14 protein-coding genes are annotated in these 13079 nt (G+C 63.6%); 5 read left to right on the top strand and 9 right to left on the bottom strand.

The window, feature by feature from the left end:
* The first annotated feature begins 326 nt into the window (after positions 1-326).
* Positions 327-1367 (top strand): MBL fold metallo-hydrolase, encoded by a 1041-nt coding sequence (locus tag NLN62_RS34130; RefSeq protein WP_254111712.1) that lies wholly within the window; start codon positions 327-329, stop codon positions 1365-1367.
* 167 nt (positions 1368-1534) lie between these two features.
* A complete protein-coding gene (locus tag NLN62_RS34125) occupies positions 1535-1837 on the top strand; it encodes a hypothetical protein (RefSeq protein WP_027525349.1) in 303 nt (100 codons plus the stop codon).
* A gap of 58 nt (positions 1838-1895) precedes the next feature.
* Here the strand turns inward: NLN62_RS34125 and NLN62_RS34120 are convergent, their stop codons facing one another.
* Positions 1896-2480 (bottom strand): TetR family transcriptional regulator, encoded by a 585-nt coding sequence (locus NLN62_RS34120; protein WP_254111711.1) that lies wholly within the window; start codon positions 2478-2480, stop codon positions 1896-1898.
* 531 nt (positions 2481-3011) lie between these two features.
* On the opposite strand from NLN62_RS34120, the gene purB reads away from it, so the two are divergent.
* Positions 3012-4319: an adenylosuccinate lyase gene (gene purB, locus NLN62_RS34115; RefSeq protein ID WP_027525351.1), complete on the top strand. Its 1308-nt coding sequence runs from the start codon at positions 3012-3014 to the stop codon at positions 4317-4319.
* Positions 4320-4458: 139 nt separating this feature from the next.
* A complete protein-coding gene (locus tag NLN62_RS34110; protein WP_027525352.1) occupies positions 4459-5631 on the top strand; it encodes a M20 aminoacylase family protein in 1173 nt (390 codons plus the stop codon).
* Positions 5632-5644: 13 nt separating this feature from the next.
* Here NLN62_RS34110 and NLN62_RS34105 read toward each other — a convergent pair whose 3' ends face one another.
* The gene (locus NLN62_RS34105) at positions 5645-6145 is read right to left on the bottom strand and encodes a YcxB family protein (protein WP_027525353.1); all 501 of its coding nucleotides are present in this window, start codon (positions 6143-6145) and stop codon (positions 5645-5647) included.
* A gap of 154 nt (positions 6146-6299) precedes the next feature.
* Entirely contained in the window at positions 6300-8207 is a 1908-nt protein-coding gene (locus NLN62_RS34100) for an acyl-CoA synthetase (RefSeq protein ID WP_254111710.1), read from the bottom strand.
* A gap of 437 nt (positions 8208-8644) precedes the next feature.
* Here NLN62_RS34100 and NLN62_RS34095 point away from each other — a divergent pair, with 437 nt between their 5' ends.
* Positions 8645-9763 carry a preprotein translocase subunit SecD gene (locus tag NLN62_RS34095; RefSeq protein ID WP_254111709.1) on the top strand — a complete coding sequence of 373 codons (1119 nt, stop codon included), beginning with the start codon at positions 8645-8647 and terminating at the stop codon, positions 9761-9763.
* 16 nt (positions 9764-9779) lie between these two features.
* Here the strand turns inward: NLN62_RS34095 and NLN62_RS34090 are convergent, their stop codons facing one another.
* The 6 genes from NLN62_RS34090 to NLN62_RS34065 form a co-directional block, all read right to left on the bottom strand.
* A complete protein-coding gene (locus NLN62_RS34090) occupies positions 9780-10079 on the bottom strand; it encodes a hypothetical protein (protein WP_027525356.1) in 300 nt (99 codons plus the stop codon).
* A gap of 17 nt (positions 10080-10096) precedes the next feature.
* The gene (locus NLN62_RS34085; RefSeq protein WP_027525357.1) at positions 10097-10546 is read right to left on the bottom strand and encodes a minor curlin subunit; all 450 of its coding nucleotides are present in this window, start codon (positions 10544-10546) and stop codon (positions 10097-10099) included.
* Positions 10547-10586: 40 nt separating this feature from the next.
* Entirely contained in the window at positions 10587-10931 is a 345-nt protein-coding gene (locus NLN62_RS34080) for a curlin repeat-containing protein (RefSeq protein WP_027525358.1), read from the bottom strand.
* Positions 10932-10975: 44 nt separating this feature from the next.
* On the bottom strand, positions 10976-11368 hold the full coding sequence (locus NLN62_RS34075) for a curlin (RefSeq protein WP_254111708.1): 393 nt from the start codon (positions 11366-11368) through the stop codon (positions 10976-10978).
* Positions 11369-11493: 125 nt separating this feature from the next.
* Positions 11494-11880 carry a hypothetical protein gene (locus NLN62_RS34070; RefSeq protein ID WP_027525360.1) on the bottom strand — a complete coding sequence of 129 codons (387 nt, stop codon included), beginning with the start codon at positions 11878-11880 and terminating at the stop codon, positions 11494-11496.
* A gap of 129 nt (positions 11881-12009) precedes the next feature.
* Positions 12010-12687, bottom strand: coding sequence for a response regulator transcription factor (locus NLN62_RS34065; protein ID WP_051389915.1), 678 nt, complete (start codon positions 12685-12687; stop codon positions 12010-12012).
* Between the last annotated feature and the right edge of the window lie 392 nt (positions 12688-13079).

The following is a 13079-nucleotide window of genomic DNA, read 5'->3' as shown; positions in this document are numbered from 1 at the left end:
CATCTTGGATAATGTCCCCAAAGCACCTCATCATTTCTCGACCCGGCCATATGCTACCGTTCTTTTAGGGCACCGAGGTCTGAGAACCGCCAGAACGGTTCAAGCCATCCCGCCGAACTACCTGGCTTGCTGACCGGCCAGGCCAACGAAGGCCATCCAGCATCTCTCAGATCGTGCTAAGTTGGTTCGCAGGCACGACATCTGGCGGAAGGCCAGCGACCGTCTGTCAGGCTCCAATTTTTACAACGCGAACCACTTTTGAACGGCTCTTCAGAAGCCGCCCTCGTTCGCGTCGCAAGTCTTGCACGACAACAGGAGACGCTTTCATGAACATCAGGGAAAGTCTTTTTGCAGCACTGATCGCCTCGGGCATTTTCACGATGGTCGCAACAGCCGAAAGTGCAGCGACCGAGGCAAAAAATCAGATCACCATCCTTTATGACGCCTTCGGCACAGACGCGACGATGACGAAAGACTGGGGCTTTTCAGCTCTCGTCGAAATCGCGGGAAAGCGCATCTTGTTCGATACGGGTGACAACCCTGATATCTTCGCGGCGAACGTGAAGGCCAAGGGTGTCAATCTCTCCGACCTCGACTTTGTCGTTCTTTCGCACCGCCACTCGGATCACATGGCGGGTCTGTCCTACGTCCTAAGCGTCAACCCGACAGTCAAGATCTATGCACCGAAGGAGGGATTTGGCATCTACGGCTCGTCGCTGCCTTCCAGCTTCTATCGGAAGGACGAGGCCTTGCCACCGGAGATGCGGTACTACGGAGGCAGGCCCCCCGAGGTGATGAAGTTCGGCTCGGCATGGGCCAGCGCAAATTTCGAACTGATCGATCAGACGACCGAGATTGCCCCTGGTATCACACTTATCTCGCTGATCTCCGATGCCCCCGGGACCAAAGAACTCAAGGAGCTATCTTTGGCCGTCAACACCGCAGACGGAATAGTCCTTCTGGTCGGTTGTTCGCATCCCGGGATCGAGCGCATCGTCGAGGCGGCGAGCGCTATCAATCCCAGGATTCACCTCGTCGCAGGCGGATTTCATCTTGTCGTCGCTCCTGACGCGGCAATCGCGAAGGTCGTCACCGCGCTGAAGGACAGGTTCAAGATCGACAGCATTGCACCGGGACATTGCACCGGTGAGCCGACCTTTGCCGCGCTCAAGAAGGCATTCGGCGACAATTATCTCTATGCCGGCCTCGGCACGTCGATCCCGGTCGGAACGACTGCAGGCGCGAATGTCAGACGCGGGGAAGGTCCGACGCTCGACGACCTTGCCACCTATCGCAGACTGGCCGCGCACGAGGACCCGTTCGGCATATTGCGGTTGCGCAGCATTCGGTTGGGATCGGCTCTTTAACGCACGCACCGGCGCGCAGCTCGCCCTCCACTGGGCCACCCAGGGGAGGATGGTCACAGAGACCGTCACTCCAAAGCGGGGTGCCTTTGAGTACTCTTGTTCCACCCTATCGCCGTGGAACTGAGACCGTCGAACTCTGGTTAGTCCCAGAGTGGAGGAGTAACGCCATGAGTAAGGCTAATCATAAGACAGCCCATCCCCCGATCATCACCGTAGGTGAACTCATCGATGAACTCTGCCGCCTGCCGGATACGGCTGCCGTCGGCTTCCGCTGCCCCATGCTCGAACAGGAGCTAACCTTCTACCGCCTTCGAAGGCGGTCAAGGGACGTCGTCGAAATCGAGATCAATCCATATCCGGAAAGCCCGCCGGTCGTGCCGTCGGCCGACGCCACCATCCACGCGCGGAGAAAACCCCCTCGTCCGCTTTCGCTTCGCGACGGTCCCCTCGCCCACAAGGCCAGAGGGTGAGAGGCCACCGGCAGATCTGATCTCCGGGGCGGCAGAACGAGATGATGGAGCCTCGGCCTTACGCCTTCAATCCGCGCAGCAGCAGCGCGAGCGTCGCATCGACGCGGGCGGGCAGATCGGCGTCCTTCCACTCGTCGGCGTGGGCCGGATGGTGGTAGCGGCTGGTCGCATCGAAGATTGCGCGCGCGGTAGCCTTGGTGTCGGCGACGTCGAACACGCGCTGCTTCACGCCGTCGGACAGGATCGCCGACATCTGCTCGACGAGGCCGTCCTTGTGGCATTTCACCGCCGCGCAGGCTTCGCGCGCGAGCGTCAGATAGGTCTGAAACATCTCGGGATCGTCGCAAACGCGCTCGCGCTTGGCGGCGAACAGCGTCCGCAGCCAGGTCTCGAGCCGCGCCGGTGCGGGCCCCGTATCCTGGGCGATCTTGCGCAGCGGCGCATCCATGCGCTCGAGCCAGCGCTTGGCCACGGCCTCGCGCAGCGAGGCCTTGCTCGGAAAATGGCGATAGACGCTGCCATGGCTCACATCGAGCGCACGGGCAACGTCGACCACGGTGGCCTTGGCAAGTCCATAACGCCTGAGCACGTCCTCCGTGACTTCGAGGATGCGCTCCGGCGTCAAGACAACGGTTTCGTTCATGCCAGCACCATGTTCCCGTGAGAGGGGTCATTCACCCGGCGATCAGACCGCGTTCCGAAGCGGCCGTGCCGGTCGTTCGGAAAGCTCTTGCCTTAATGCGGCAGTTTTGCAGCCTGCGCCGCGATCTGGCGCGCCACCAGTACATTGAGCCAGTGCCCAATCTGCCCGGCGATGTTGATGATTTCGGTCGTCATTGTCGTAAGTCTCCACTTCGTCCACGACCCACCCTCTTCATTACGATTACGACCCGGGGGTCCCTTTTGTTTCGGACCTGAGGCCTCCGGGATGGAGCCGCGGGACGCCCAATCGGAGCGTCCGAAGATGGATATACACGTAGCGATAACAGATTTCAATATCTGTCAGTCAGCTTTTTGTGATTGACAGTCCACCTCGAAAACCCCCTCACTATCCCCCGTTTGCCGGACCAAGCCGTTTGTTTCGCCCTCCCCGCTCTGCTAAATCGCGGCGTAAAAAGCATTTTGGCCGGTGTCCGCGCCCCCAGGCGCGCCCGCCCCACTTGGAGCGTCCGCGATGATCCCCCGTTATACCCGCCCGGAAATGGCCTCGATCTGGGAGCCGCAGACGCGGTTCAAGATCTGGTTCGAGATCGAGGCGCATGCGGCGGACGCCCTCGCCGAGCTCGGGACGATCCCGAAACAGGCCGCCAAGACGGTCTGGGACAAGGCGAAGAACGCCACCTTCGACGTCGCCCGCATCGACGAGATCGAGCGGGAGACCAAGCACGACGTCATCGCCTTCCTGACCCACCTCGCCGAGATCGTCGGCCCCGAAGCGCGCTTCGTGCACCAGGGCATGACCTCCTCCGACGTGCTCGACACCTGCCTCAACGTCCAGCTTACCCGCGCCGCTGACCTTCTGCTCGCCGATCTCGACAAGGTGCTGGCAGCGCTGAAGAAGCGCGCCTTCGAGCACAAGACGACGCCGACCATCGGCCGGTCCCACGGCATCCACGCCGAGCCGGTGACGTTCGGCCTCAAGCTCGCCTTTGCCTATGCCGAATTCTCGCGCGCCAAGGAGCGCCTGATCGCGGCGCGGAAGGAAGTCGCGACCTGCGCCATCTCGGGTGCCGTCGGCACCTTCGCGCAGATCGATCCGCGCGTCGAAGAGCATGTTGCGAAAGCGATGGGGCTGACGCCGGAGCCGATCTCCACGCAAGTGATTCCGCGCGACCGCCACGCGATGTATTTTGCAACCCTCGGCGTGATCGCCTCCTCCGTGGAGCGCCTCGCTGTGGAAATCCGCCACCTCCAGCGCACCGAAGTGCTGGAAGCCGAAGAGTTCTTCTCCGAGGGACAGAAGGGCTCCTCCGCGATGCCGCACAAGCGCAACCCGGTGCTGTCGGAAAACCTCACCGGCCTGTCGCGCATGGTGCGTGCCTATGTGACGCCGGCGCTGGAAAACGTCGTGCTCTGGCACGAGCGCGACATCTCGCACTCCTCGGCCGAGCGCATGATGGGCCCTGATGCGACGGTCACGCTCGACTTCGCGCTGGTGCGCCTGGCCGGCCTGATCGACAAGCTGCTTGTCTATCCCGCCAACATGCAGAAGAACCTCGACCGCCTCGGCGGCCTCGTGCATTCGCAGCGCGTGCTGCTGGCGCTGACGCAGAAGGGCGCGAGCCGCGAGGACGCCTACAAGCTCGTGCAGCGCAACGCCATGCCGGTCTGGCGCGGTGAAGGCGACTTCCTGCAGCTCCTGAAGAAGGACGCCGAGGTGAAGAAGTATCTGTCGGACGCCGAGATCGAGGAGCAGTTCGACCTCGGCTATCACCTCAAGCATGTCGACACGATCTTCAAGCGCGTGTTCGGGGAGAGCTGATTTCCCCGTCATTCCCGGGCACGCGCATCGCGCGTGAACCGGAATCTCGCGCCGCAACTTCTAGATTCCGAGTTCGATGCTTCGCATCGCCTCGGAATGACGCTATTCTCGGCAATCCAACAAGAAACGGAAATCCCCCATGCCCGTCATCAATCGCGTTGCCGCCCTGTCCGATGAAATGGCCGCCTGGCGCCATGACTTCCACGAGAACCCCGAGTTGCTCTACGAAGTGCACCGCACCGCCGGCATCGTCGCCGACAAGCTGCGCGCGTTCGGCTGCGACGAGGTGGTGACGGGCATCGGCCGCACCGGCGTGGTCGGCGTGATCCGCGGCCGCAAGGCTACGTCCGGCCGGACGATCGGCCTGCGCGCCGACATGGACGCGCTGCCGATCATGGAGACGTCAGGCGTGCCCTATGCCTCGAAAGTCCCCGGCAAGATGCACGCCTGCGGCCATGACGGCCACACCGCGATGCTGTTGGGCGCCGCAAAGTATCTCGCCGAGACGCGCAATTTCGACGGCACAGCCGTCTTGATCTTCCAGCCCGCGGAAGAAGGCGGCGGCGGCGGCAAGGCGATGGTCGACGACGGCCTGATGACCCGCTGGGGCATTCAGGAGGTCTACGGCATGCACAACATGCCGGGCCTGCCCGAAGGCCATTTCGCAACGACGCCCGGCGCGATGCTCGCCTCATCAGACAACGTGAAGATCACCGTCACCGGCAAGGGCGGACACGCCGGCGCGGGCCCGCACAAGGCAGTCGACAGCGTGTTGATCGGCGCGCAGATCGTCAACGCGCTGCAGTCGATCGTCGCGCGCAACGTCGATCCGCTGAAATCGGCCGTCGTCTCGATCACCATGTTCAATGCCGGCACGGCCTTCAACATCATCCCCGAGACCGCCGAGCTCTGCGGCACCGTGCGCACGCTCGACCCCGAAGTGCGCGATCTCGTCGAGCGCCGCATCGGCGAGGTCGCCGACAGCGTGGCGCGCGCCTATGGCGGATCGGCCGAGACGAAATACAGCCGCATGTATCCCGTGACGATGAACCACGCGCGCGAGGCCGGCGTTGCCGCCGAGGTCGCCCGCGATATTGCCGGCGCCGATCGCGTCAACGAAAAATTCATTCCGATGATGGGCGCCGAGGACTTCTCCTTCATGCTGGAAGCGCGTCCCGGCGCGATGATCCTGGTCGGCATGGGCGACGGCAACGAGTGCCACCACCCCGCTTACGTCTTCAACGACAACATCCTCGGTCACGGCGCCTCCTATTGGGTGCGCCTGATCGAGAAGACGATGCCGGCGGGCTAGGCAATTCTACCCGTTACGCGGCGGCACCGGCGCGCTTGCCGGCAAACTCGACGAAGCTGCGCTCGTCGTCGTCGGAGTGGAAGGCGATACGGGGGATGAAGACCCCCGCGGCGCGGTCCATCCAGAGAACGATGATGTTCCTGGCCACGCTCACCCCTTCGATGGCAGGCCAGTCGACGCTGAGCACGGTGCCGTTGCCGGCGTCGACGAAGCCCTGCTCCGTCACTGTGATCTCGCGACTGCCGAGAACCCAGCCGGCGTCCTTGACGTGGCGGCGAAGTCCCAACCGCGACAGCACGCCGATGACCACGAGCGTGCTCAGGATGCCGAACAGCACGGAGGTCGTGTCGACCGATCCCGGCCACAACCCCGAGGCGATGATGCCGAGCAGCATCGGCAAGGCACCGGCCGCCAGGAGCGCGAGCCGCATCCAATTTCCATAAACGCGCGCCTGCGCAAGGCGCACGAACTCGGTCCAGTGCGTCAGATCGCGGTGGTATTTCAGCGGCGACATCCGTTCATCCTCGAGGCCAAACCGCTGCGCGCAGGCAGAAGGTGCCGGGCCACTATCGCCCGACAGGGTTTCGTCGCTCGATCTCTCCCTGAGGTTCGGATAATCGCGTCGATTCCGGAGCTCGCAAGCCCCCGGAATCTCAGCTCATAGAAGACTAAGCGTACACCACCTCATGCCGCATCACGAACGGATCGAGCAGCTTGTGCACCTCGCTTGCCGCCGCCTCCCGCTTGCCTTCCGGCACATTCGCGATCGTCACAGTCGCGATCGAGCCGTGGCTGCCATGGGCGCCGACCTTTACCCTGCAGTCGAGGCCCTTCTCGGTGAGCGGGGTGAGCACCTTGGCAAACACGCGCTGGGCTGCGTCCCAGCGCAGTTGCGGCTTGAATACCTTGCCGACGCCGGTGACGGGCATCGGATCGATCGGAATGATCTGCACGGGCACGGCGGCGCGTTCGGGCGTGCGCTCGCGCACCCAGCTCTCCAGCTCGCCCGGCTCGACCTTCGCGCCCGGCTTGAGCTGCACGTAACCGACGGGGAGCTCGCCGGCATAGGCGTCGGGCTGGCCGACCACGGCGGCAAAGCCGACGGCCGGATGCTGGAACATGATCTCCTCGATCGGTGCCGGATCGATGTTGTGACCGCCGCGGATCACGAGGTCCTTGGCGCGGCCGGTGATCCAGAGATGGCCGTCCGCATCGAGCCGGCCGAGATCGCCGGAATTGACCCAGACCTCGTCGACGAACGCGCCCGTGTTGTGGGCATCGTTGAGATAGCCGCCGAACACGCCGGGCCCGGCCATGATCACGACGCCGATCTCGTCCACGGCGCAGTCGCGCTCGAGTCGTCCCCCGGCGTCGAGCCTGACGATGCGCACGCGGGAGTAAGGCATCGGCAGGCCCACCGAGCCGAGGCGGATGGGGCGGTCCGGATAGGCCATGGTGTGCACGCTCGAGGTCTCGGTCATGCCGTAGACCTCGACCACCGGGAGCCTCAGCTTGTCCTGGATCGCGGAGCCGACCGCGACCGGAATCGCCGAGCCGCCACCCGCGGCAAATTTCAGGCTCGAAATGTCGGCGCCAGCCGGCGGTACGGCAAGCGTTGCCGCAAGCACGGTCGGCACGCTCGACAGCGCCTCCGGCTTGAAGCGTTCGACGAGCTGCCAGATGTTCTTCACCGCATTGGGATTGCGCCAGCCAGACGGTGACAGCACCACGAGGCACCCGCTGCCCGCGAGCGTCGTCAGCACCTGCGTCAGCGAGCCTCCGACGTGAAACAGCGGCATGCCGAACAGCAGGTTGCCGCCCGGCTTCGACTTCAGCAGCAGGTTGAGCCCCCACGCCTGATAGACTTGGTTGGCATGGGTGTGGCGTACGAGCTTTGGCGTGCCGGTGGTGCCGCCGGTGTGGAAATAGGCCGCGATGTCGCCGCCCAGAATCTTGCGGCCACCAACGAGCTGGTCCGCCGGCTGCTGCTTGATGAGATCGTTGAAGGCGAAGATGCCGTTCGCGGGATCGCCGCCGCCACCCACCTGCACGATCGCCTTGAGGCGCTTCAAGGACGGACGGATCTGCTCGACCTTCTGCCAGATGTCGGTACCGGGCACGGGGCCGAGCGCCACCAGGATCGTGGTGTTGGCAGCCTCCAGGATCTCCGCGATCTGATGTGGCTCCAGCAGCGGATTGACGGGATTGGCGATGCCGGTGGCCTCCGCCGCGAACAGCGTCACGAAAGCGTCCGGCAGCAGCGGCAGCATGAAGCTGATGACGTCGTCTTTGCCCGCACCCAGCGCGTGAAACATGTTGGCGGCCTGCGTGACGCGCGCGACGAAATCCCCGTGCGAGATGATCAGCGGCGCATCGGCGGGATCGGCATTGGGCAGGAACTGGATCGCCGGCGCATCGGGATTCCGGGCCGCCCCGAGCCTGATCGCATCATAGGTGCTTTCGGCCGCGATGCGCTCCGCGTAAGGCACCCGCTCCAGGGCACGGACCTGCTCGTCCGTGGCCAATTCCGGATAGTCCTCGCCGATGATCCGATCGAGCGCGTGAATGCCCGCCATTCCGTCCGTCCTCCCTCATGTCCAGTGCCCGCCTGGCTTGTTTGAGTTTGCTTTCAGGCGGGGCCCGATCCGCCCGCGCGGATCAGGAGCTGACAGAATGATCGATGATTTGGCCGCCGTCCATGCCCCGATCGCTCGCTGGCGACGAGACAGAGGCTCTCAGCCACCGGAAGTCGCTCCGCTGTGGTAGTCCGGACGCGTGCGACGGCCAATCGCAGTTCGCCTTGGGAAAGAAATCGCCGCGGCCTTCCGGCGTCATGTCCACCAGCGACAGCCGGGTTCCGGACGTGCCTATACCCACTCGTCGAAACGTGGCGGCCTTCACCGGGCGAGGGGTGATTTGGCGATTGAACCTCCTTTGCCGGCAGGGGGACCAAGGGACTGAGGTTACGACTGAAGTTTCGTGGCAGACGCCGTCTGCCGGAAGAGAGAACGCCATGACCATCGACGTGAGTGCTTTTGGACGCAGGACGAGCGCCGGGTCGACCGGGCTGATCGCGGCTCTCGTCGTCGCCGCCGCAGTTGCCGCCCCCCTGCGCGCGGCGCTCGCCGAGGATGCACCACCGGTCGACAAGATGCGCGCCAAGATCGGAGCCTTCGCCGAAAAGGCGATCGCGCAACAGGGCGGCTCGCGCATGGTGTTCAAGGTCGACGCCGGCGCCTTGCGCGAGCGGACGGTGAACGATCTGCGCGACGACGTCTATCGCATCGTGCACGACGGCCGGGTCCCCTTCTCCGGCCTTGCGATCCGCGACGGCGGCGTCGAGGTCAAGATCGCCGAGCCGAAGGACCGCGACCGCGTGCTCGCCAAGCTGACCGCCGCCAAGGACTACCCGCCGATCCCCGGCAGCCCGGTGACCGTTGCCGACGCCGGCAACGGACAGATCAGGCTCACGCCGACGGACGCCGCCTTCGCTGCCTATCTGCGCGACCTGGTCGACCGGTCCATGACCATGATCGATCAGCGCCTGTACGACATCGACATCAAGCCGGCCGGCGTGCTGCCTGATGGGACCGACCGCATTCGCCTGGTGCTGCCGGGCGTCGCCGATCCCGATCGCGTCGCTGCGCTGTTCGCAAAGAAGGTGCGGGTCAGCTTCCGCATGGTGGATATTTCGACGTCTTCCCAGGACGCCCTGAAGGATTCCCTGCCCGCAGGCTCCGAAGTCCTCTACGGCTTCAAGGACAACACGCCTTGGCTCGTGCTGAAGGAGAGCCTGCTCGAAGGCGACGACCTCAGCGATGCCGCGCCCGGCTACGACTCCAGGACCCACGACCCGATCGTGAACTTCCGCTTCAACGCCCGCGGCCAGCGGCGCTTCGCCCATGCCACCGAGGACAATGTCGGGAAGCCGTTTGCCATCGTGCTCGACGACAAGGTGCTCTCGGCCCCCATCATCCGTGAGCCGATCACCGGTGGACAGGGGAAGATTTCAGGAAACTTCACCGTTCAAGAGGCCAGCAGCGTCGCCAGCAAGCTGGTCGCCGCGGCACTTCCCGGACGTCTGACGCTGGTCGAGCAGCGGGTCGTGGAGCCAAGCGGCGCGAGCCGCTAAAGCGGCGTCTCGGTCTTCATTGCCCGGAGTGGCTCCGCAACCATTCGCGCAAGGCGGGTGGGAGGTCCGCCGGATTCGTACTCTGGGTCACGACCGCGGTGTTTCCGCCGCTCTTGCGGTAGACGGTGGTGCGCCCGGGCTCTTTCTCGATCCGCACTTCGGCTTGCGCGGGATCGCCGCTTTGGGTGATCACCATCTGGCCGTTGGCATCCTGCACGATCGTCGTATGGCCGTCTCCATCGCTGCCCGCCGACGCCGGCCCCGTTCCGCTCGACACCATCATCACCACTCCTGCTGCAAACAGAACGAGCTTCATGCGCGTGCCTCTTGCGATCACCGCCCGAACTGGAAGATGGCGGCCCAGTTGAAGCGACCGAACTGACTGACGGCGCCGGTATTCATGTCGCCAACCTGCACAAGCAGTGTGTTCGTGGCATTACCCATCTGCATGACGTTCGCCGTGTTGTTCACGCCCAGCTGACCGATCGCCGCACTCGTCGTTCCACCGGTCTGCATGACGTTAGCATAATTGGTTGCTCCGGTCTGGATGATAGTGGCATCGACCGGACCCGTGCCGCCGAGTTGGATGACCCGCGCGAAATTGAACTGCCTGTTTTCCTCGACCAGGGCCGGCTGCTGATCATTGCCGAACCCGAAGACCGTCTCGACGCTGATCTTGCCGGCGGACAAGCCGGTCTTGATTGTGCCGGCGGATGCTGCGGTACTCGCCGCGACTGCGGCGGCGATCGCGGTCGCCGCCCAAATGTGACTGCGCAATCTCATGAGATCTTTCTCCCGGCAGTTCCGAACGGGGGTTCGGATCTCACGGACTGGTCTGGGTGACGTGCGACGTGTTGTTCAGGCCGACTTGGCCAACGAACCCGGAATTCAAGCTCCCGAATTGGGAGAGCGACGCGCTATTCGTCCCGCCAAATTGCAGGATGCCGGTGGCGTTGTTGCTGCCGGTCTGGGTGACGGTCGCGCTGGTCGTGCCGCCGACCATGAATATGCCGGCCATGTTGGTCGAACTGCTCTGGTTGAGGACGACCGGCGGCCCGTTGACCGAGACGATCGTCTTGATGTCGGCGCTTTGCGCCCGTGCCGGGCCGCTCGCCATGCAACAGGAGACGAGAGCTGCCATCGCAGCGACCACAAGATGCTTGTTCATCACATGCCTCCACATTAGTGCCGAGATCTCGGCGCGACCTCAGCTCACGGAGCTGCCTGAAGGATGGTGGAGCCGTTCACAATCCCGATCTGGCCCACGGCGGCCGCGTTGTTCAAGCCGATCTGACCGATCAGGCTCGTGTTGGAGCCGCCGACCTGACCGACCGCGGCATTGTTGGTCGCGGTGGGCGTCGTGCCACCCTGTCCGATCGTCGCCGAGTTGACCGAGGACAGCGATCCCAACTGCACGCTCGTCGCCTGGTTGGTCGCACCGAATTGCAGCGTCGTTGCAGTGTTGTTCACCGGGCCGCTCTGCGTCGTAGACGAGGTATTCGTGGTACCGAACTGCAACACTTGGACCGTGTTGTCAGCTTTGGCCTCGATAGAGGTCAACGCGACGACCATGATGGCCGTTGCGACTAGATAATTGATCCGCATGTGACTTCCTCCGTCAATAGTAGCTGGCCGATCCGCTCGTTGCATCAACGAGCCTGATCGCAATAATTTGGAATATGGCCCGGGCGCGCCGCGCTGTGACGCGCCCAGGTAGGTCCGGGGCTGGCTTAGTGCTGCGTAATGGTGCTGGAGTTCACGCCGAGGCCGATCTGCCCAACGGCAGCGAAGTTGTTCGGAAGGCCACCGATCGAGGACTGGCTGATTCCGCTGGTGTTGTTGCCGGTCGCAACCTGTCCGGTGACAGCGGCGTTCGCGGCGCCGACCTGGGTCACCGAGCTGGTGTTGTTGAGCGAAGGCGTGGTCGTGCCCTGCAGGGTAAGCGCGCCGTTCACGATGCCGACCTGAGTGGTCGTCGAGCTGTCGTTCACGTGGCCCTGCTGGTTCACGGAGGAGCCGTTCACGGCGCCAAACTGGAAGGTGGTCGCCGTATTGTCGGCGCGGGCGCCGGCGGTGAGAGCGAAGAGCGCGACGGAAGCGAGAATCAACTTACGCATGGAGTATCCCTTTCGTGCCAAGGTTAGCGGTGAGCGATGTCGTATGCAAAACTCTGCGACATCATGCGGGATACTCTGAACCGTCGAGGCGGCGCCTGATAGACTGAGGTTCATGCTAGTCCGGACGGACTAGATGCCGCGTGCGAATTCGGCTCCATTCAATGCGACGGCGCCGTGACGTGTCGTCGCAACGTTCGGCCTGATGCTGTCGACGAGCCTCACCACCTCGATGGGTGAACGCAGCTGCAGCTTCCGCATCATGCGGGCGCGGTGCACCTTCACCGTCACCTCGCTGACATTCAGCCTGGCCGCGATCTGCTTGGCGACGAGTCCCTCCGCCATCAGCAGCAATATGTCGCGCTCGCGCCCCGTCAGCTCCTCGAAGCGCTGCCGGGCATGGCGCACGACGAGCTCGCGCTCGAGCCGCCTGCGGTCACGCTCCACGCCGAGCCGCACCGCATCGAGAATCTCCTGCTCGCGAAATGGCTTGGGCAAAAATTCCACCGCACCACGCTTCATCGCTTCCACCGAGATGCGGATGTCCGAATGGCCGCTGATGAACACGATCGGAACCGAGACCCCCGAATCGGCCAGCATCCGCTGCAAATCGAGCCCGGTTGGCGAGGTGCCGGGAAAGCGAACGTCGAGCACCAGGCACGACGGGCCATCGGAGAGTTGCTCCACCAAGAATTCGTCAGTCGAGCCGAACAGCTTCACCTCGAGCCCGGCGTCATGGCAGAGATCTGCAAGGGCACTCCTTATTTGCTCGTCATCGTCAATCACGTAAATCGTTGCCGGGCTACCCATGACTCAAAGTCTCCTTGTCCTATAACTTTTTGTCGTGAGAACCGATCGCCGCTGGGTTCCCTCACACGCAATCAACCAACCATCCTAGTGCAGCGGCGTGACATTGCTGTGGGCCAGTTCACACTTCCTGCGCTGTGGGCCAGTTCACACTTCTGCGCTCCTTCCCCGCGATGCGACAGATCGATGACAACGCGCCGCATGCGCAGGCGTCGAAACACTGCGTCGCATTCGACGATGATCATTAAGCTTGGTCTTGCGTGAGATCACGGCATCGCCGACGACATGACGCAGCGTTGCGGATGCGGAAGGCCGCGCTTTCGTGCAACGAATGTGCTGAAGCCGCCGCCGTGTCGCACATGTACTCATGGTGCGCTCTCATACACGAGCAGAAA

Source organism: Bradyrhizobium sp. CCGUVB23, from assembly GCF_024199885.1.
GTDB lineage: Bacteria > Pseudomonadota > Alphaproteobacteria > Rhizobiales > Xanthobacteraceae > Bradyrhizobium.
This window is presented reverse-complemented; position numbering and strand designations above follow the sequence as displayed.